This is a genomic window from Thalassospira marina (assembly GCF_002844375.1).
Lineage (GTDB): Bacteria > Pseudomonadota > Alphaproteobacteria > Rhodospirillales > Thalassospiraceae > Thalassospira > Thalassospira marina.
This window is the reverse complement of the sequence record NZ_CP024199.1, coordinates 3904867-3924242: the sequence shown is the minus strand read 5'-3', so window position 1 is coordinate 3924242 and position 19376 is coordinate 3904867. Positions and strand designations below refer to the sequence as shown.

At 54.8% G+C, this 19376-nt stretch carries 18 protein-coding genes; 15 read left to right on the top strand and 3 right to left on the bottom strand.

What is annotated here, in order from left to right; all coding sequences use genetic code 11:
* Positions 1-117 precede the first annotated feature (117 nt).
* The 10 genes from CSC3H3_RS17840 to CSC3H3_RS17795 all read left to right on the top strand — a co-directional run bounded on the left by CSC3H3_RS17840 (position 118) and on the right by CSC3H3_RS17795 (position 12032).
* Complete coding sequence (locus tag CSC3H3_RS17840; RefSeq protein ID WP_101285702.1) at positions 118-1938, top strand: DEAD/DEAH box helicase; 1821 nt, start codon at positions 118-120, stop codon at positions 1936-1938.
* Positions 1939-2526: 588 nt separating this feature from the next.
* Positions 2527-3366, top strand: coding sequence for a substrate-binding periplasmic protein (locus tag CSC3H3_RS17835; RefSeq protein ID WP_101285701.1), 840 nt, complete (start codon positions 2527-2529; stop codon positions 3364-3366).
* Positions 3367-3743: 377 nt separating this feature from the next.
* Complete coding sequence (locus CSC3H3_RS17830; protein ID WP_101270523.1) at positions 3744-4766, top strand: DctP family TRAP transporter solute-binding subunit; 1023 nt, start codon at positions 3744-3746, stop codon at positions 4764-4766.
* A 128-nt stretch (positions 4767-4894) separates the two neighbouring features.
* Entirely contained in the window at positions 4895-5500 is a 606-nt protein-coding gene (locus CSC3H3_RS17825) for a TRAP transporter small permease (protein WP_245881171.1), read from the top strand.
* Complete coding sequence (locus tag CSC3H3_RS17820; protein ID WP_101285700.1) at positions 5497-6792, top strand: TRAP transporter large permease; 1296 nt, start codon at positions 5497-5499, stop codon at positions 6790-6792. The genes CSC3H3_RS17825 and CSC3H3_RS17820 overlap by 4 nt, the downstream gene beginning before the upstream one ends.
* 327 nt (positions 6793-7119) lie before the next feature.
* The gene (locus CSC3H3_RS17815; protein ID WP_101286307.1) at positions 7120-7584 is read left to right on the top strand and encodes a PaaI family thioesterase; all 465 of its coding nucleotides are present in this window, start codon (positions 7120-7122) and stop codon (positions 7582-7584) included.
* Positions 7585-7672: 88 nt separating this feature from the next.
* Positions 7673-8845 (top strand): isovaleryl-CoA dehydrogenase, encoded by a 1173-nt coding sequence (locus CSC3H3_RS17810; RefSeq protein WP_101285699.1) that lies wholly within the window; start codon positions 7673-7675, stop codon positions 8843-8845.
* A 54-nt stretch (positions 8846-8899) separates the two neighbouring features.
* Positions 8900-10084, top strand: a complete 1185-nt coding sequence (locus CSC3H3_RS17805; protein ID WP_101285698.1) for an acetyl-CoA C-acyltransferase — start codon at positions 8900-8902, stop codon at positions 10082-10084.
* Positions 10085-10190: 106 nt separating this feature from the next.
* On the top strand, positions 10191-10811 hold the full coding sequence (locus tag CSC3H3_RS17800; protein ID WP_101270516.1) for a carbonic anhydrase: 621 nt from the start codon (positions 10191-10193) through the stop codon (positions 10809-10811).
* Between the two features lie 87 nt (positions 10812-10898).
* Positions 10899-12032 carry an acyl-CoA dehydrogenase gene (locus CSC3H3_RS17795; protein WP_101286306.1) on the top strand — a complete coding sequence of 378 codons (1134 nt, stop codon included), beginning with the start codon at positions 10899-10901 and terminating at the stop codon, positions 12030-12032.
* 90 nt (positions 12033-12122) lie between these two features.
* On the opposite strand, the gene CSC3H3_RS17790 is transcribed toward CSC3H3_RS17795, so the two are convergent.
* From CSC3H3_RS17790 to pspF, 3 genes are read right to left on the bottom strand one after another with little or no spacing between them, the layout of a single operon-like run.
* Complete coding sequence (locus CSC3H3_RS17790) at positions 12123-13289, bottom strand: 2-methylaconitate cis-trans isomerase PrpF family protein (RefSeq protein WP_101285697.1); 1167 nt, start codon at positions 13287-13289, stop codon at positions 12123-12125.
* A 36-nt stretch (positions 13290-13325) separates the two neighbouring features.
* On the bottom strand, positions 13326-13787 hold the full coding sequence (locus CSC3H3_RS17785) for a hypothetical protein (protein ID WP_101285696.1): 462 nt from the start codon (positions 13785-13787) through the stop codon (positions 13326-13328).
* Positions 13788-13793: 6 nt separating this feature from the next.
* Complete coding sequence (gene pspF, locus CSC3H3_RS17780; protein WP_101285695.1) at positions 13794-14819, bottom strand: phage shock protein operon transcriptional activator; 1026 nt, start codon at positions 14817-14819, stop codon at positions 13794-13796.
* A 164-nt stretch (positions 14820-14983) separates the two neighbouring features.
* On the opposite strand from pspF, the gene pspA reads away from it, so the two are divergent.
* From pspA to CSC3H3_RS17755, 5 genes are all read left to right on the top strand, one after another.
* On the top strand, positions 14984-15649 hold the full coding sequence (gene pspA / locus CSC3H3_RS17775) for a phage shock protein PspA (protein ID WP_101285694.1): 666 nt from the start codon (positions 14984-14986) through the stop codon (positions 15647-15649).
* 88 nt (positions 15650-15737) lie between these two features.
* Positions 15738-15986 carry an envelope stress response membrane protein PspB gene (gene pspB, locus CSC3H3_RS17770; RefSeq protein ID WP_101270506.1) on the top strand — a complete coding sequence of 83 codons (249 nt, stop codon included), beginning with the start codon at positions 15738-15740 and terminating at the stop codon, positions 15984-15986.
* On the top strand, positions 15983-16609 hold the full coding sequence (locus tag CSC3H3_RS17765) for a PspC domain-containing protein (RefSeq protein ID WP_101285693.1): 627 nt from the start codon (positions 15983-15985) through the stop codon (positions 16607-16609). Before pspB ends, CSC3H3_RS17765 begins: the two co-directional genes overlap by 4 nt.
* Positions 16610-17185: 576 nt before the next feature.
* Positions 17186-18613: an ATP-binding protein gene (locus CSC3H3_RS17760; RefSeq protein ID WP_245881170.1), complete on the top strand. Its 1428-nt coding sequence runs from the start codon at positions 17186-17188 to the stop codon at positions 18611-18613.
* Between the two features lie 99 nt (positions 18614-18712).
* On the top strand, positions 18713-19366 hold the full coding sequence (locus tag CSC3H3_RS17755) for an EndoU domain-containing protein (RefSeq protein ID WP_157831948.1): 654 nt from the start codon (positions 18713-18715) through the stop codon (positions 19364-19366).
* The last annotated feature ends 10 nt before the right edge of the window (positions 19367-19376 follow it).

Genomic DNA, 19376 nt, shown 5'->3' with positions numbered 1-19376 from the left:
CATGCAGGATCCGTGGCCGCGGGATATCGCCGGGCACCGGAAAGCTTGCGTTCGGGCAGGCTTTTATTTTCAGGCGCGAACATGGCGCCATCGGTGATTTGAAGGACTTTACCCTTTATGACGAATTTTGAAGGGCTCAATCTGATCGAGCCTCTGCTGCGCAACGTCGAAGCTTCCGGTTTTACCACTCCGACCGACATTCAGGCTGCCTCTATTCCGGCGCTGCTTGAAGGCAAGGACCTGATGGGCATTTCCCATACGGGTGGTGGCAAAACGGCTGCTTTCTGCCTGCCGTTGCTTCAGCGTCTTGCTGAAAACCCCAAACGCCCTGCACCGGGTCAGCCGCGCGCTCTTATCCTTGCGCCGACCCGCGAACTGGCCAACCAGATCGGCCAGTGCCTGCGTGATTTCAAAAAAGGCATCCGCCTGTTTTCTTCGGTTGTTTTTGGTGGCGCGCCGATGGGCCCGCAGATCCAGGAACTGCGCCGTGGCTGTGATATTCTTGTCGCAACCCCGGGCCGTCTGCTTGACCATATGGCACGTAACACCGTCCGTTTTGACGATGTTGAAGTCTTCGTCCTTGATGAAGCTGACCGTATGCTCGATATGGGCTTCTCCGAAGACGTACTGACGGTTGCTGAATTGCTGCCATACAAACATCAGACCGTGATGTTCTCGGCGACCATGCCCGATGCTGTTCGCCACTTGACCGACCGTCTGCTCAAAGACCCGGTAAAGGTTCAGACCGCACCGCAGGCCAGCGTGACCGAACGTGTGACCCAGCGTGGCATGTTTGTGACCCGTCAGAACAAAACTGCCCTTCTGTTGCAGCTTCTGCAGCGCGAAGGCAGCGACCGCGTTCTGGTTTTCACCAAAACCAAACTGGATGCCGACGAACTGGCTTTCCAGCTTCAGGATGCCGGTGTGCAGTCTGATGCCATCCATGGTGACAAACAGCAGCGCATTCGCCAGAAGATCCTGCGCAATTTCCGCGATGGCCGTTTCCCGGTTCTGGTTGCAACTGACGTTGCTGCACGTGGTATTGACGTTCCGGGCATTTCGCACGTCGTGAACTACGACCTGCCGACCGACCCGGAAAACTATGTCCACCGTATCGGCCGTACCGGCCGTGGTGGCGCAGACGGGATTGCGATTTCCTTCTGCGAACCGCGTGATGTCCGTCATCTGCGCAATATCGAACGCACCATCCGCCAGGATGTTGATATTGACGAAGATCATGAATTCCACGTTTCGCCGCCTGCCGCACGTCGTGGTGCTGGTGCCGGTGGCCGTGATGACCGTAATGGTGGTCGTGGTGGCCGTGGTCGCGGCGGTTTTGCCGGTGGCCGTGGTGAAGGTCGCGGTCGTGGTGGTTTCGGCGGTGGCCGTGGCGGTAGTGGTGGCGGCTTTGGTGGCCGTAACGAAGGTGATGCCGGTCGTCGTTTTGCACGCCGTGATGATGCCTTTGCAGCCAATGACCGTGGTGATCGTTCGGATCGTGGCGATCGTGGTGACCGCGCTGAATTTGCAGCCCGCAAGCCGCGCTTTGACGGTGAAGAACGCGGTGGTTTTTCGGCCCGTCCGAATCGCGAACGTTTTAACCGTGATGACCGCGACGGGGCATCGGCACCGCGTGGTGACCGCCCGAACCGTGGCGATCGCAATGACCGTGGTGATCGCGCTGAGCGCGGTGATCGTCCGGCGCAGTTCCGTTCACGCAATGACCGCAATGATCGGAATGACCGCGGTGGTGATCGTGGTCCGCGTGAAGAACGTGGTGAACGCCGCTTTGCTGGCAAGCCGCGTGATGCCGGTCGTACCGAAGGCTTCAAATTCCGCGAAGGCGGCGAAGGCCGTGGTAAACGCGATTTTGGCGAGCGTTCCCGCAATCAGGGTGGTCGTTCCGGTCAGCAGGGCCTGAAACGCCGTTCGGCATAATTGTTTCAGGCGGTTTGACCGCATCTGGATTTTAAAACGGGCGGCAGGCTTTTGGGCTTGCCGCCCGTTTCATTTCAATTTCCAATTGCAATATTGAATATTGAAAACGGCAGTTCATAACGATTTATGATGTTTATCTGTTTGTTCAACTATTCGCGTAATAATTGGTAATTTCTGTATCGTTATGTTGCGGTGCAATTGGCATATTTCATTATGCTGTTTTTTGAATTTCCCGTTGGTTATTCTTGATTAAATGAAATGGGTTTCCATTTTGTTTTAAATTTTTGTTCCGAAAACGCCTGCTTCATGAATACTGTCCTGCAGTTCTATTTGCGGGCGATGATTTATATATAAATTCTGTCGAATATTAGGATTTGTTGATGGTGTCCTTGCCTCGACTCTCGGGGAAAATATGTTCAACAAATATCGTATTTGGGCAGAATTTGATTTGTGTTAAAGTCAGAGACAGTCAGACTGGGCATTGTTGCTGGCGATAGGAAAATGCGATCCCAATGGCAGGATGATTTTTCTGTCCATTGGTATCTTTTGTAAAACAGCCTGGCATTTTATAGGAGCGGGGGATCGAATATGGTCTCTAGCCTTTATTTGATGGTCGTCAATCAGCGCGCATCCCGGATCGCGGGATGGGTGGCATGTTTTTTACTGGCTATCGCCCTGACATACAGCCCCGCCCGCGCCGATGACGACGCCTGCAAAAGGCTGCTTGTTTCCGGCAACCCGGATTATCCCCCCTATCTGTGGCCCAACCCCGATAACCCGGCCGAGCTGATTGGTGCCAATGCCGAATTTATCCGCGCGGTTGGCAAGGAAATCGGTGTGGAAATTTCCGTGGTCAATGACGGGCCGTGGGGCCGGGTGCAGGAAGAAATGCGCCGTGGCAATATCGACGTTATTGCCGGTGCTTTTTTCACGCCCAAGCGCACCCTTTATATGGATTATCTGAAACCCGCCTTTCAGGGGACGCGCACACGGATCTGGACGCTCGATAATTTTCCGCGCCAGATTTCCAGTTGGGATGAACTGATCGGTCTGGAAGGTGTGACTGTTATCAATAACAGTTTCGGCCCGGAATTTGATAATTTCGCACGCGAAAACCTGACCCTGCGCGAAAGCCCGACCCTGGCGCAAAGCCTGCGTCTGGTTGAACTGGGCCGTGCGGATTATCTGGTCTATGAGGATTTTCCTGCCGCAGCATTCATTGCCAAGAACAATCTGGCGAACATTGTTGCCAACCCGGTTGATATCAGCGCCGAGGACCTGTTTGTGACCATGTCGCGTAATTCGCCCTGCAATACCGAAAATATGCGCGTGCGCCTGTCTTCGGCCATTCGCAAACTGGTTGATGACGGCCTGATGAAACGCCTTCTCGCCAGCAATCTTGAGCAGTGGGGCCAGTTGGTGAACTAGTCCGGCAATGCCTGTCATCATCAAACCACACCGTTGGGCAGTCTTTGAGGCTGCCCTTTTTGTTTGGCGTGGATCATTGCCTGTTGGGTGTTTTATCGCCATTCCCTCTGGCGAAAGCTCTGCTATTGGCGTGACGTTTGGCCGGTCCTTTCTTTGATGCGGGGGGCAACCCGCTTTGCAGGATCGGGCAAGGTAGATTTATGCGCGAATTATGTGCGGGGTAATACGTATTGGCCCGTTGCACAGCCCGTTTTCCTTGCAGGAATGGGGCAAAATTATGCCTTTGGAGTTGTTTTCGCGACAGATTCCATATTAACTACGGCCATTAACAAAATTAAGTTGCCTAAAATAAACGCGTTCTGGGAGGAACGAACATTATGAAATTTTTGAAAAGCCTGCCGGCGCTGGTTCTTGGCGCGGCAATGGCCCTGACTGCGACCGCGCATGCCGCTGATTACAAAAGCGAATACAAGGTCTCGACCGTTCTGGGCAAACCGTTCCCCTGGGGTGAAGCTGCTGAAAAATGGGCGGCCCTGGTATCTGAACGCACCGATGGCCGCATCAATCTGAAGGTCTATCCGAATGCGCAGCTTGTTGCCGGTGATCAGACCAAAGAATTCACCGCCATGCGCCAGGGCATTATCGATATGGCCGTTGGCTCGACCATCAACTGGTCGCCGCAGGTTAAAGAACTCAACCTGTTCTCGCTGCCGTTCCTGATGCCTGATTTTGCCTCGATGGATGCGCTGACCCAGGGTCCGGTTGGCGAAAAGATTTTTGATGCCATCCGCAAGCAGGGCATCGAGCCGATTGGTTGGGCGGAAAACGGTTTCCGCGAAGTCACCAACTCCAAACATCCGATTACCTCGCCAGCCGACCTGGATGGTTTGAAAATGCGCGTTGTTGGCTCGCCGCTTTATAACGACATTTTCACTGCCCTTGGTGCCAACCCGACGCAAATGAGCTGGGCTGACGCCAAACCGGCACTGACCACCGGTGCTGTTGATGGCCAGGAAAACCCGCTGACCGTTTATGATGTTGCCCAGATGGAAACAGCCGGTCAGACCTATATCACGCTGTGGCATTATGTTGCCGACCCGCTGATTTTTGCTGTCAATAATCGCGTCTGGAATTCCTTTAGCGATGAAGACAAGGCCATTGTCAAAAAGGCCGCGGATGATGCCGGTGCCTATGGCATTGATCTGGCCCGCAAAGGCATGACCGACAATGACCAGTCGCTGATCAAGGCACTTGAAGCGCGTGGCGCAAAGATCACCACCCTGACCGAAGAACAGCGTCAGAAGTTTGTTGATGCGACCCGCGATGTTTACAACAAGTGGAAAGACCGCATCGGCGCCGATCTGGTTGATATGGCTGAAAAGTCCATCGCCAACCGTTAAGGTCAGGCAGCTTCAGCTCTCCGATTTTTCGGCCCTCACAGTATCTGATTGGTATTGTGGGGGCCGGTTTCTCTTTCCATCCTTATTTCCCCGCCTGTTTATTGCGCTACGTTTGAAAGGTCCCGACCGTGTCGGATCGTGACGGAATCCCTATTGAATTTGATGCCGAACCGCATGGTTCCCCCTCATCCGAACCGGGTAAGGAAAAAGCCCGCGGCCCCTGGCTTAAAATTGAAGAAGCCATTGCCGCCGTGGCGATGGGGCTTATCTGCCTGATCAGCCTTGCCAATGTGGTTGTGCGGTATCTGACCGATGTTTCATTTGCCTTCACCGAAGAATTTTCGGTGTTTCTGCTGGTGGTGATGACACTTGTCGGGGCTTCCATTGCCTTTGCGCGCAATGAACATATCCGGATTACTTTTTTCCTCGAACGTTTTCCGCGTCCGCTGCGCATCGTGGTTGAGCTGTTGATTCTGGCAATCACCACCATGCTGTTTGCCATGATCATGTATTACGGCGCGACCTTCACGTTTGATGAATACCAGTATGGCGAAATCTCGGCCGGGCTGGGTTATCCCAGCTGGATCTATTCCATCTGGCTGCCGCTGCTTTCGCTCGTCATTCTGTTTCGTGTGATCGAACATGCCTGGCGTCTGGCGCGCGCACGTCGCGCTGCCGATGCGGAAACGGCTTCCGACCATGGCAATAACAGCCAGGATGGAGGCGCAAAATGACACCAAGTCTTGCGTTGCTGGTTTCATTTGCCGTTTTGCTGTTTATGGGCGCCCCCATTGCGGTGGCCCTTGGTTTTGCCGGTGTGGTTGGCATTTATCTCGGGCTTGATGTCTATGCTTTGGCAACGGTGGGCACCAATACCTATAATGGCATTGCCAAATACCCGCTGATCGCCATTCCCCTGTTTATCCTGACCGGTATGATCTTCGAGCGATCCGGCGTTGCCAGGGGGCTGGTTGAATTTGCCGGTGCCCTGGTTGGGCCACGGCGTGGGGGCCTTGCTGTTGTGGCGGTGCTGGTTTGCATGATGATGGGCGGTATGTCCGGTTCCGGTCCGGCCGATGCTGCTGCCGTTGCCATGGTCATGATCCCGTCGATGATGCGGGCCGGTTATCCACGTGAATTTTCCGCCAGTGTCATTGCTGCCGGGGCCTCGACCGCCATTCTTATTCCGCCGTCCGTCGCGCTGATCATTTATTCCATTATCGTGCCGGGCACCGACCTGCGTGCGCTGTTTGCTGGTGGCATCATCCCCGGTATTCTCGCGGGGCTTGCCATTATCATCCCTGTGCTGTTGCTTTCGCGCAAACATGATTTTGGCGCACTGGAAACCCGCAGCCAGTCGGCGCTGTTGCCTGCTTTCATACATGCGCTGCCCGGCCTGCTGGCGCCGGTTATTATTCTGGGTGGTTTGCGTTCCGGTCTGTTCACCCCGACCGAGGCCGCCGTGGTTGCCGTCGCCTATGGATTGCTGATTGGCATGTTTGTCTATCGCACCATTCATCTGCGCGACCTTTATCAATTGTTTGTCGATTCTGCCGTGACCTCGGGCGTGATCATGCTGATCATTACGCTGGCGGGCATCTTTGCCTGGGCGGGTATGACATTGGGCACGTTCGATATGGCGGCAAAGGCCATATTGGGGCTGTCGGGCAACGAACATGTTGTTCTGGCCCTGATCATGGTGGTGCTGCTTCTGGCTGGTATGGTGCTTGATGGCGTGTCGATCTATCTGATCATGCTGCCCATCCTGATGCCAATCATGCAGGAATTCGGCTGGAGCACGGTCTGGTTTGGTGTTGTCATGGCGATGAATATCGCCATTGGCCAGTTCACCCCGCCCGTTGCCGTCAACCTGATGGTTACCACCCGTATTGCCGGTATCCCGCTTGAAAAATCGGTCAGCTGGAGCCTGTGGCTTGTCCTTTCAATGGCAATCGCCATGACCCTGGTGATCATTTTCCCCGGCCTTGTTACCTGGCTGCCGGATTTGTTGGGCTATCGTACCTAATTCGATTTAGGATTTGGCGTTTCGCAAGATCCAGGATTTGGCGGGAAGTGACCTTTTGGTTGCTTCCCGCTTTTCTTTTGTGTGGCGGGGCGTGGTAAAAGCAAACAGTAGAAATTATCAGGCTGTCTTCTCTGCTAGTTTCCTTCTGGTTCGTGCTGCTTTTTGCGGTGAGTTTGGGTTTTGGGCGCTTGGTGGTACCGGGTGTTGAAGGCGTTTTGCGCGCCCGGTTATTAATTCGGTAATCCTGTGCGGATTTAATTTGACGTTAACGTAAACGTTAACTACAACTGGGATTCTGTTTTGGAAAACCCGGAAGGCTGCTTCGTCATGACCGCGTTTGAACCGCTTAATCCCGATTATGATGCCGAAGTACGTCGCCGTTTTGCCCAGCAGCCCTATAATCTGTCGCTTGGAGCGCGGGTAGATAAGGTAAGCCCCGGCCGGGTGGAATTAGTGATGCCTGCGCGCGATGATCTGGTGCAGCATAATGGCTATTTCCATGGGGGTGCGATTGCCGGTCTGGCCGATATTGCCGGTGGCTTTGCCGGTTGGAGCCTGATTGCTGCCGATCAGGGCATGCTGACGGTGGAATATAAGCTTAATATCGTCGCACCGGGGCTGGGCGCGCAATTGCGGGCCATTGGCGAAGTGGTATCGCGCGGGCGATCCATTATCGTGACAAGGATTGATGTTTACGGCCAGGGCGAGGGCAGGGATGTGCTGTGCACAACGGCCCTTCAAACCCTGAAGGTCATGCGTTTGCCGCCAGAATTACTGGCTGGTGCAGCATAGATAAACTGGCAGGCAGCCAGATACGGACAGGGCGTGGCAATGGCCCGCTTTTCAATGATAACAGTCGATCAAGGGCAGGAATATTCCCATGGCATTTGTTGATTTTCCCGGTTTGAAATTTGATCTTGGCGAGACCGCCGAAGCCATTCGCGAAACCGTATCGGCCTTTGCTGAGGCCGAAATTGCGCCGCGCGCTGCCGAGATTGATGCGAAAAACGAATTCCCCAATGATCTTTGGCGTAAATTTGGCGATCTTGGTTTGTTGGGTGTAACTGTGCCGGAGGAAGATGGCGGCACTGGCCTTGGTTACCTCGAACATGTTGTGGCGATGGAAGAAATCAGCCGGGCTTCGGCCTCGGTCGCGCTGTCTTATGGGGCGCATTCCAACCTGTGTGTCAACCAGATCCGCCGTAATGCCAATGCCGAACAAAAGGCCCGTTATCTGCCCAAATTGCTCAGCGGTGAAAATATCGGTGCGCTTGCCATGAGCGAGCCTGGTGCCGGTTCTGATGTGGTTTCCATGAAACTGCGCGCGGAAAAGAAGGGTGATCGTTACATCCTGAATGGCAATAAAATGTGGATCACCAATGGGCCGGATGCCGATACCCTGGTGGTTTATGCCAAAACCGATGCTTCTGCCGGGCCGAAGGGCATTACGGCCTTTATCATTGAAAAGGGTTTCAAGGGTTTTTCAACCGCGCAAAAGCTCGACAAGCTGGGGATGCGCGGGTCAAACACCTGCGAGTTGGTGTTTCAGGATTGCGAAGTGCCGGAAGAAAACATTCTGGGTAACCTTAATGGCGGCGTTCGCGTGTTGATGAGCGGCCTTGATTACGAACGTGCCGTTTTGGCCGCTGGCCCCACCGGCATCATGCGGGCCTGCATGGATGTGGTTGTGCCCTATATCCATGAACGCAAACAATTCGGTCAGGCGATTGGTGAATTCCAGCTTATGCAGGGCAAAATCGCCGATATGTACACCACGATGAATGCCTGTCGCGCCTATGTGTACGAGGTTGCAAAGGCCTGTGACCGTGGCGAAACATCACGCAAGGATGCGGCTGGCGTTATTCTGTATGCGGCTGAAAAGGCGACATGGATGGCACTGGAAGCTATCCAGACCCTGGGGGGCAATGGCTATATCAACGAATATCCCACCGGCCGCCTGCTGCGTGATGCCAAGCTTTATGAAATCGGCGCGGGCACCAGCGAAATTCGCCGCATGCTGATTGGTCGTGAACTTTTTGGTGAAACGGCATAATTGCCAGTTTTGATCCGTATATTGCAAAATTTTCCCGGATAAAGGGGCTAAGTGATGACTGCTGATTCCATCGTGATTGTTTCCTGTGCCCGTACGCCAATGGGCGGCCTGCTGGGCGATTTTGCCAGCCTTAGTGCATCTGAACTGGGCGGCATTGCCATTAAGGCTGCGCTGGAACGCGGCAACGTATCGGCCGATGATATTGACGAAGTGATCATGGGTAATGTGCTGCCCGCTGGCCAGGGGCAGGCCCCGGCGCGCCAGGCAGCCTGGCAGGCCGGTATTCCCCGTGCGGCAGGTGCCACCACCATTAACAAAATGTGTGGTTCGGGCATGAAGGCTGCCATGCTGGCCCATGATCTGTTGCTGGCCGGTAGTGCCACGGCAATGGTTGTGGGGGGTATGGAAAGCATGACCAACGCCCCCTTCCTGCTGCCCAATATGCGCGGTGGTAACAAATACGGCCATTCGCAGGTTTATGACCATATGGCGCTGGATGGCCTGGAAGATGCCTATGAAAAAGGCCGTTCCATGGGCACCTTTGCCGAAAGTACGGCCGATAAATATGGTTTCACCCGCGAAGCGCAGGATGATTATGCCATTGCATCGCTGACGCGCGCGCAGGAAGCCATTAAATCGGGCCGGTTTGATGCCGAAATTACGCCGGTTACGGTTTCAACCCGCAAGGGTGATGTGGTGATTAAAACCGATGAACAGCCCCCCAAGGTTAATCCGGAAAAAATCCCGGGTCTGCGCCCGGCATTTCGCAAGGATGGCACGGTGACGGCGGCGCATTCGGCCTCGATCTCGGATGGGGCGGCGGCCCTTGTCATGATGCGTGAAAGCGAAGCACAAAAACGGGGGCTGAAGCCGCTGGCACGCGTGCTGGCCCATGCCACGCATGCGCAGGAACCCTGCTGGTTCACGACTGCGCCGATCGATGCCATCCGCAAGGTTCTGGCGAAAACCGGCTGGTCGGTTGATGATGTGGACTTGTGGGAAATCAACGAGGCCTTTGCTGTTGTTGCAATGGCTGCAATGCGCGATCTGGAGCTTGATCACGCCAAGGTCAATGTCAATGGTGGTGCCTGTGCACTGGGCCATCCGATTGGTGCCACCGGTGCGCGGTTGCTGGTGACGCTGATCCATGCGTTGCAGGCACGTGGCGGGCGCAAGGGTGTTGCCTCGTTGTGCATTGGCGGGGGCGAAGCAACCGCAATGGCAGTAGAGTTGATCTAGTTACATTTGAACAATTCTAAAAACTGTCTTTTGAGGGCTACCCAAGCTGGTGAATTGCTCCTATTTTGTGGTCCGAGAGAGTAATTCAACACAGGGAATTGACACGATGGCAAAAAGCACTGTCGAGCGGATGCTGGCGGGTTTCAAAAGCTTCAAGGCGATGTATTACGAACAGCGTCCGGAGCGCGTTGAAGATCTGGTCAATATGGGCCAGAAGCCGGAAGTGCTGCTGATTGCGTGTTCGGATTCCCGTGTCGACCCGGCCATTCTGACCAATGCCGAACCCGGTGAAATGTTTGTCATCCGTAACGTGGCCAACCTTGTGCCACCTTACGAGCCTGACGAAAATTATCACGGTACGTCTTCTGCCATCGAGTTCGCCGTGCGTGATCTCAAGGTCAAGGATATCGTTATTCTTGGCCATTCGGCATGTGGCGGTATGCAGGCGCTGGTCGAACATGGCGAAGCCGGCAAGGTGCCCGACCGTGACTTTATCGGTGAATGGGTCAGCATGGCGAAATGCTGCCTTGTACACGGGCCGGATGTCGACAAGGTATCGCGCCATTCGATCCGTAATTCGCTGCAAAACCTTATGTCGTTTCCGTTCATTCGGGAACGGGTGGAAGCCGGTGACCTGAACCTGCATGGTTGGTGGTACGGCATGAAAGAAGGTGTCCTGTGGCGCTTTGATGCCGAGCGGGACGAATTTGTTCAGGGCGAAGAATAAGCCCGGCCTGATCATTTGATCTTAGCGGTTAAGAACCTGTTCCAATCGCATGGCTGGTAATGTCGCCCAATGGGGAGGATGACCGCCATGCGGTTGGAAGAACATCAGATCATGGTGCGCGATACCGCGCGCGAGTTCGCCGAAAATGAGCTCAAACCCCACGCTGCCAAATGGGATATCCATCATACTTTCCCGGCTGAAGCCATTGCCGGGCTGGGCGAGCTTGGCTTTTTGGGTATGCTGGTGCCCGAAGAATATGGCGGGGCAGGCATGGACCATGTTGCCTATGCCCTGGCGCTAGAGGAAATTGCCGCAGGCGACGGTGCAACATCCACCATCATGTCGGTTCATAATTCTGTTGGCTGCATGCCGATCCTGAAATTCGGGACGGAGGCACAAAAGCAGGAATTTCTGCTGCCCATGGCGCAGGGGGAAAAAATTGGTGTCTTCTGCCTGACCGAACCACAGGCCGGGTCCGATGCCAGTTCGCTTAAAACCCGTGCGGTGCGCGATGGTAGTGACTGGGTTTTGAATGGGGCAAAGCAATTCATCACATCGGGCCGCGAAGGCGATATTGCCATTGTTTTTGCCCTGACCGATCCATCAGCAGGCAAGCGCGGCATTTCGGCCTTTATCGTGCCGACCGATACACCCGGCTATGTCGTTTCCCGGACAGAAGAAAAGCTGGGCCAAAACGCATCGGATACCTGCCAGATCACCTTTGTTGATTGTCGCGTTCCGGCGGAAAACATGCTGGGTGCCGAAGGGCAGGGCTATAAAATTGCCCTGGCCAATCTTGAAGGCGGGCGCATCGGCATTGCCGCGCAATCGGTGGGTATGGCGCGTGCCGCCTTTGATGCTGCCCGCGATTACGCCAATGAACGCGAAACCTTTGGCAAAAAGATTATCGATCATCAGGCAGTGGCGTTTCGCCTGGCGGACATGGCCACAAAAATTGATGCCGCGCGCCTGCTGGTTCATCGCGCCGCCGCCCTGCGTGATGATGGTAAGCCGTGCCTGACCGAAGCCTGCATGGCAAAGCTGTTTGCCTCCGAAATGGCCGAGGAAGTATGCTCCAAGGCCATTCAAATCCATGGCGGTTATGGCTATCTGAAGGATTTCCCGGTTGAACGCATTTACCGCGATGTCCGTGTTTGCCAGATTTACGAGGGCACGTCGGATATTCAGCGCATGGTGATTGCCCGCGCCCTGGCTGACTAAGATTAGGTGTTTGTGCCCGCCCGGCATTTGCCTTGCGGGCGGGCTGATTACTTCTGGCTGCTAACGTCTGCGTGGTAATTGCAGCCCAATTTAAAGGCGGTGGTTGGGCACCAAAACTTCGCCCTGCATCAAACGCCGGGCCGATCGATAAACCGTCACGGATGGAATTTGCAGCTCCGATCCGTCAATCAGGGTGGCATCGACGGTTAAGATGCCCGATGGATGGGCGATATTAAGGGGCTGTTGCGGGTCCTGGGGCAGTATGGCTGTTTCGTTGGCGATGCTGCCCGCAATGCGCATGGTCGCGGCCAGGCACATGCCCCCTGTTAAAGGTGTTGCCAGATGGGCCTGTCCGGCTGAAATCATCCTTACAGTGATATGCGCTGCTGGCTGGTTTGCATCCCCGTGTTCGTCCTTGTGCGGGGCGGAAACAATGGCGATTTGCGGCAGGTTGCGTAATGTTGTTTTGGCTTCCTTCGTGCTGCAAAGCCCCATTTTAACCGCGGCTGCAATGCGGATGGTTTCAATGCGATCCAATAGGTCTGCTTTATTGGTCAGGGCATCGGGCGTTTCATCGCCGCGCAGGCCGATATCGCCAGCACGAATGCACGCAATCGGGTTGCTGACATCAACAAGCGATGCGGCAAGGCTACCAAACCCTTCGGTTTCCAGCATGTCCTGGCTGTTGCCGGTCGGTAGAATTTTGCCGGTTGATGACCCACCGGGATTTAGAAAATCCAGCGCAATTGGCGCACTTGTACCGGCAACTCCGTCCAGGGCGAAATCCCCGGCAATTGCGGCCTTGCCATTCACAAGGCCAAAGCGCGCAACAATGATTTTGCCGGTATTGGTGTTGTGAATACGGACTTGCGCCTGGCAGGCATCCTTGGGTTTTATCAGCCCTTCATCCACGGCAAATGGCCCGACAGCCGATGAAATATTCCCGCAATTGCCCTTATAGCTGATGGTCGCGGTATCAACGGCGACCTGGCCGAACGTGTAATCAATATCGGCATCCGGGTGGCTGGACCGGCCAATGATGGCGATTTTTGATAGCGATGAAATACCGCCGCCCATGCCGTCAAGCTGGCGTTTGTTCGGGTCGGGGCTGCCCATGGCGGCCAAAATCATGCGGTCGCGTGCATCGCCAGCAGGGGGCAGGTCGCGGGTATGGAAAAACAGCCCGCGGCTGGTGCCGCCCCGCATATAAACGGCCCGGATGGTGGTTTGTGGTGGCTGGTTTTCGGGGCTGTTCATGTGTGGCTCCTGCTTTTGGGGCGGCAATTACTGCGTTTAAGCCGGTGGCGGATCAAACCGGGTTAAAAAGGCGCTGGCGCGTGGCAGGGCATCATGCAGGAACTGTTGCGGGCCGCGAAGCCATAAACCATCCATCTCGCGCGATTTTTCTTCGCTGGTCAAAACATCGCGGGGCAGGGTTATGTGTGTTGCCTGCCAGCCGGGCCAGCGTTGCTGGGCGCGGCGTGTAACATGATCCAGGTAAACGTTCTGCCTGCAATAACCGTGATAGTCAAAAAACCAGCCAGGACCGGCAACAACAATGTGGTTGCCGGTAAATCCGGCCAGGGGTTTAAACCATAATGGGTAAAAACCGCGCGTTCCGTCGGCATCAAATTTTGCCAAAAACGCATGCGCCAAAATATGACAGGCCCCGCAGGCAAAAAACACGCGATCAGGCAGGTTCCAGCGTTTTACCGTGTCCTTTTTGGAATAGCCGGGGGTGCGGGGCTGATACATGTTTCCCTAACGCGCTGGCAGCAGGTCGTATTTTTCAAGAAGCCGGCGAAGCTGATGATAATTCAGGCCAAGCACCCGGGCGGCTTCCGTCTGGTTATCATGACAATCGCGCAAGGCCTGTTTCAGCAGCCTTATTTCGTAATCCCGTGTGGCTTTACGAAAATCGATGCTGCCACCTTGATCAGGTTGCGGTGGCTCCGGGGGCGCTGTGTCTTTGGTGGCGTTACAGTTTGTGTCGACGCTGGTTTGTGTTTCGCTCCATATCCCGGCAAACGGGTCCAGTACGATATGGGAAACGGGGGCGTCGGGGTCTTCGCTTAGATAAAGGCTGCGTTCAACCGCATTGCGCAATTCACGCACATTGCCCGGCCAGTCGTGATTTTGCAATTGCTGTGTGGCGTGATTATCAAATCCTGCAAAAACTTGCCGCGACAAACGTTTGGTCATTTGCAGGGCAAACTGTTCGGCCAGGGGCAATATATCGTCCGGGCGTTCGCGAAGGGGCGGCACGGCGATCACGTCAAAGGCCAGACGGTCCAAAAGGTCGGCGCGGAATTTTCCCTGTGCGGCAAGCTGTTTAAGATTTTCGTTGGTGACGCCAATGACGCGTACATCAACCTCGATAACCTCGCTGCCGCCCACCCGTTCGATCTCGCCATATTCAACCACGCGCAGCAGTTTTTCCTGCACCATCTGGCTGGCCGTTGCGATTTCATCCAAAATGATGGTGCCGCCATGCGCGCGTTCAAACCGGCCGACATGGCGTTTTTGCGCGCCGGTAAAGGCCCCGGCCTCGTGCCCGAAAAGCTCGGTATCAAGCAGGGTTTCGCTAAGGGCGGCGCAATTGACCTTTACCAGCGGTCCGCCCCAGCGGGTGGAAAGGTAATGCAAACGTGCCGCGATCAGTTCCTTGCCCGATCCACGTTCGCCAATCACCAGGCAGGGGCGATTTATGGGCGCAAGGCGCGAAACATGCTCCAGCGCTGCCAAAAATCGGGGGTCTTCGCCCAATATGGTTTGTGATGTATCCATTTCGCGAAAAACGTTATCGAAAATCGCAATAAATGTCGCGTTAAATTAGAATTTCAGGATGATGGTTTTTGATAAGTGTTTGATTTTAAATAAAACATAAAACTGGCACGCCTCCTGCAATACAAGGGCAGAAGTGTTTACATCCCCCAACAGGAGATCGAGCAATGGGCGTGTTTTCGCGTTTGTCCGATATCGTTAATGCCAATATCAACTCGCTTCTGGATCGTGCCGAAGATCCGGAAAAAATGGTCCGCCTGATGATTCAGGAAATGGAAGATACCCTGGTCGAGGTGCGTTCTGCCGCTGTTAAGGCGATTGCCGACAAAAAGGAAGTCGAACGCAAGCTGAAAAAGCTGCATGACGGCCAGATCGAATGGGAAGAAAAGGCGGAATTCGCCGTTTCCAAGGGGCGTGATGACCTGGCCAAGGGGGCGCTGATGGCGCGCCGCCGCCTGGCTGAGCAGGCCGTTGTGCTGGAGCGTGAACTTGAAGTGATCGAGGAAACGCTGGGCAAGTTTGATGAAGACATGAACAAGCTGCACAACAAACTGAACGAAGCCAAAGGCAAACAGCGTGCGGTGGAAATTCGCATGAAAACGGCAGAAAAGCGCGTCAAGATGCGTGAAAAACTGCATAATAGCCAGATCGACGATGCCCTGCTGCGCTATGAGGCGATGGAACGTCGCATTGATGAACTGGAAGCCAGTGCGGAATCCTATGACATGGGCCGGGCCAAGACGCTGGACGAACAGTTTGGCGACCTTGAAGCCGAGCTGGGTATCGAAGATGACCTGAAGGCATTGAAAGAACGGGTCAATAAAGACAACTAATTCAGTGTGCGGGCGCATCCGTGTCCGCGGCTTCCGGTCATGGCCGCTTGTGGCATGACTGAACCCTGAAAAAGGTGAAGGGGCGCTTATGTGGGTTATTGCCGTTCCACTGATTGTGTTTATTTCCGTTGTCGGGCCATTCTGGGTAATCTTTCATTACATTACCGTCTGGAAACGTATGAAAGCCGAAAAGCAGAATATCCCGTCCGCGGAAAGCCAGGAACACAAAGAGGCTCTGGCCCGTCTTAAACAGAGGGCCGAGCGCCTTGAAGGCCGCATAGCGACGCTGGAAAGTCTTCTGGATGCAGAGGTTGCCGAATGGAGGAACAGGATATGACTGCCGAGCAAGCTGCTGCCGGTGCACGATTTTACAACAGGCATCATCAATCCCGTGATCGCGGATGCCGGTTTCATCGCGGCGAAGGCCGCAACCAGCATCACCGGGGATGCGGGCACCGTAATGGCCCGCATCGGGGTGGGCCGATCAAAAGCACCATTACCGGTGTTGCCGAAAAATTCGGTATTCCGCGCAAGGGTGTACTGATTGCCTGGATCGCAACGCTGATTTTCAGCTTCCCGGTCGGTGTCTTCCTTTTCCTGGTGGCATGGTCGTTCATCCATCGCCCGGAATGGTTCTCGTTTATGGGGCGCGGTCGTCATAATGCGTCTTCGGCAACTGATAGCCGCACCACCCCGCGTGAGGCCGCATCCGAACAGGTTGAAAACCCGACCTTCGGTGTCGATTACGAAGAACCCTGGATGGAAGAACTGCGCGAACGTTTTGATGACCTTGAACGGCGCACCGGAAACATGGAAGGCTATGTTGCCTCCGGCGATTACAACCTTTCATCCGAACTTGAACGGATGCGCAGGGAAGAGGGTGCCAAACCCTCAGATACGGCAGAAGGAAATGACGCAGGCGATGACGCCAGCACAAAACCGACTGCCAAAAAGGATTGATGCCAACCTGTCGTGATCACTCTGGTCACGACAGTTCCCAACCGGCCTGTAGGTTCTCCAGTGCCCTGTTATGGGGTGGCACTTATCGTGTAACATTGCCGCGCTGAACCGGGTCATTGTGGGTGTCTATCCCCAGGGTTTTGCTCAAACCGCACAGGAATTTCCCTTTAATTGTGCCGATAATCGAATTCATGCTGGCTGGCATGCTTCCCCCGCCCGCCTGGCCAGTATGATAAGGGCTGTTCTGCAACCGCACCCGTGATCGGGTCAGTCTCCCTCGTGTCTTCCCCAAGACCCCCGCAACGCAGAACGGCCCGGCGGATCGCCTGTCATTTGGCAGGCGATCCGTTTTTGTGTTTGGGTGCGAGGTAACGGCGCGTGGCAGGTGGCACGTGGCGATACGGGCAAAGCAATAATGTGCAGGCTGGCAGGACGACCGATTTTGCCAGTAAAGATCAGGCTTTTGGTCTGTGTACTGTTCCCGGTTGCGCATAAAAGACTCGCCACTAATCAAGTATTTCTTAAAAAATCATCGAATAAGGTTTATGACTGATCCTAATTTGGATGTTGTTGCTGGTGTTATTTGGGCAGCGCATCACATTGATCGACGAACTGTGGGGGCGGTTTATGGCGGCTTTGGTTGAACATCCCGGCGAACCGGATTTTTTGCGTCGTTTGATGCTTGATAATCCTTGGTGGGAGGGGATCACCGATGAAGTGGTGCATAACCTGCCGGTTCGGGCCTTTTTCAAGCGGTTCTGGAATGCGATTGAGCGCGGTGATGGCAGCAAGGCCGTCCTTCTGACGGGGCCGCGTGGTGTTGGCAAAACCGTGATGTTGCGCCAGGCGGTTTCGCAATTGCTGGATGGTGATACACCGCGCCGCCATGTCTGTTATGTGTCGCTGGAACATCCGCTGTTTCTGGAACTGGATATTTCGCGGTTGCCCCGGCTGTTGCGGGCATCACGCGGTATTTCGGCCGACCATCCCCTGTGGCTGTTCATTGATGAAGTTTCCTATCAGCGCGACTGGGAAAGCCAGATTGCCCGGCTGCTTAAATCCGATCCGATGTTGCGGGTTGTTGCTGTCAGTGCGCTGGCACCGTCAGCTGAAAACCGCGCCCATCTGACAACGCTTTTCCTGCCACCTTTCAGCTTTGCCGAATATTTGGGGCAGCGCGGCATAAAACCGTCGGATGTTTTGCCGGAATCTCCCAATGTCACCCGTTTTACAACGGATATCCCGCCCGGCCTGACCGAGCTGAATGCCCTGTTTGAAGATTACATCAATGAAGGCGGTTTTCATGACCGCGACGGCGAAGCAGGTGCCATTCATCGCTCTCTTCATTCAGATCTACCCGGTTTGCATGGCATTTCAAGCCCGTCGGACCTGCATCGCCTGTTTGTATTGCTGGCTTATAATACCGGGGCTGAATTTTCGATTGAAACGCTCGCGCGCGAGTTGGACCTCGCGAAAAATACCCTGCGCCGCTATCTTGAATATCTGGAAAGTGCCTGGCTGGTGCGCCGCCTGGAACGTGTCGATCAGGATGCCAAGCCGTTTCAGCGTGCTGTGGCCTTCAAGGTGCATCTGATCCATCCCGGCCTGCGCAGCGGATTGATTGGCGGGCGCGCCGAAGGCGAAGATACCGTGACACGGCTGGTAGAAACCGCCATTCAAACGCAGTTTCTGGCGTCCAGCACCGGGATGGAAAGTCTGTTTTATGCCCGTTGGGGGCATTACGAAGTGCCATTTGTGTTTCTGGACCGGCGCAGTGGCACGCCATTATTTGCCTATCATTGCATGTGGCGCGATGATGCCATTCGCAAACCCAAGGAAGTCCGCGCCCTGGTTAATTTCAAAACCAGCCATGATCTGCCGTTAGGCGCGTTTGTGCTGACCAAGGCGCAATGGCATGGCGGCAAGCTGGGTGGCGAACCCATGCGCTTTGAACCTGCCAGCGTATTGGCGCTGCGGATCGGGCTGGAATTTTCCCAGCTATAGGGCCGGGGGAAACTGATTGGTCGGTTGGGCAGGCTGACAGATAAAGGCAGAGGCAAAGGCCGGGCTTCTTTGAGGCCGCGACAGAGGATGATCCACGGCATGTTAAAGTTGATGGCGTCGCGTCGATCTTTTTTGCTGTTGCTGCTTATTGTTGTGTCTGTAGCGTTCAAGCTGTTTGGTCGTTATGAAGATGTCACTGCTGCGGACAAACAGACAATGGCAAACCCTGCCGCCATTACCTGCCCCGGGCAGGGGCATGGCAACGCGGATGTGCCGGTTAATCTGGAACATATTTTTTGTGGCGAGTTAAACCGCAAAAACCGTTTTACAGGCTTTCATGCGCGTCCCCATGGTTTGACCCCGGCAAGCATTGCCAATGTTGCCATCGTGCCGGGCTCGGAAAATGCCAATGGCATTTATGACGCCACGGTTTATTGGGATATGGACCGCAATGGTGATGACCAGCCGGTGAACCCGTCAAAATTTTCCACCATGTTCCCTGATACATGCAGCCAAAGCCAGATCATCGCTTCCATCCTTTATGCAAATGATCATCGCGCACCCGCCTGCCCGGTAGGGGCGCCAGGCTGGGCGCAGTGCGGGCCAAATCGGCCGGGGGCGAAGGGTAATGTGGATGCGCCGGCTGATAGCCAATATTGCATTGGCAATGACCCTTCAGCCCGTTTCACGATTGCCTATGCCACCCATAATGGCCGCATCAATACGGCCTTTCCTCTGAATGACGGGCAATGATAATCGGTCT

What these genes read in the sequence shown, in the direction of transcription:
- CSC3H3_RS17840 (WP_101285702.1), top strand. Translation starts at nt 118, where the DNA reads ATGACGAATTTTGAAGGGCTCAATCTGATCGAGCCTCTGCTGCGCAAC.
- CSC3H3_RS17835 (WP_101285701.1), top strand. Translation starts at nt 2,527, where the DNA reads ATGGTCTCTAGCCTTTATTTGATGGTCGTCAATCAGCGCGCATCCCGG.
- CSC3H3_RS17830 (WP_101270523.1), top strand. Translation starts at nt 3,744, where the DNA reads ATGAAATTTTTGAAAAGCCTGCCGGCGCTGGTTCTTGGCGCGGCAATG.
- CSC3H3_RS17820 (WP_101285700.1), top strand. Translation starts at nt 5,497, where the DNA reads ATGACACCAAGTCTTGCGTTGCTGGTTTCATTTGCCGTTTTGCTGTTT.
- CSC3H3_RS17815 (WP_101286307.1), top strand. Translation starts at nt 7,120, where the DNA reads ATGACCGCGTTTGAACCGCTTAATCCCGATTATGATGCCGAAGTACGT.
- CSC3H3_RS17810 (WP_101285699.1), top strand. Translation starts at nt 7,673, where the DNA reads ATGGCATTTGTTGATTTTCCCGGTTTGAAATTTGATCTTGGCGAGACC.
- CSC3H3_RS17805 (WP_101285698.1), top strand. Translation starts at nt 8,900, where the DNA reads ATGACTGCTGATTCCATCGTGATTGTTTCCTGTGCCCGTACGCCAATG.
- CSC3H3_RS17800 (WP_101270516.1), top strand. Translation starts at nt 10,191, where the DNA reads ATGGCAAAAAGCACTGTCGAGCGGATGCTGGCGGGTTTCAAAAGCTTC.
- CSC3H3_RS17795 (WP_101286306.1), top strand. Translation starts at nt 10,899, where the DNA reads ATGCGGTTGGAAGAACATCAGATCATGGTGCGCGATACCGCGCGCGAG.
- CSC3H3_RS17790 (WP_101285697.1), bottom strand. Translation starts at nt 13,289, where the DNA reads ATGAACAGCCCCGAAAACCAGCCACCACAAACCACCATCCGGGCCGTT.
- CSC3H3_RS17785 (WP_101285696.1), bottom strand. Translation starts at nt 13,787, where the DNA reads ATGTATCAGCCCCGCACCCCCGGCTATTCCAAAAAGGACACGGTAAAA.
- pspF (WP_101285695.1), bottom strand. Translation starts at nt 14,819, where the DNA reads ATGGATACATCACAAACCATATTGGGCGAAGACCCCCGATTTTTGGCA.
- pspA (WP_101285694.1), top strand. Translation starts at nt 14,984, where the DNA reads ATGGGCGTGTTTTCGCGTTTGTCCGATATCGTTAATGCCAATATCAAC.
- pspB (WP_101270506.1), top strand. Translation starts at nt 15,738, where the DNA reads ATGTGGGTTATTGCCGTTCCACTGATTGTGTTTATTTCCGTTGTCGGG.
- CSC3H3_RS17765 (WP_101285693.1), top strand. Translation starts at nt 15,983, where the DNA reads ATGACTGCCGAGCAAGCTGCTGCCGGTGCACGATTTTACAACAGGCAT.
- CSC3H3_RS17755 (WP_157831948.1), top strand. Translation starts at nt 18,713, where the DNA reads ATGTTAAAGTTGATGGCGTCGCGTCGATCTTTTTTGCTGTTGCTGCTT.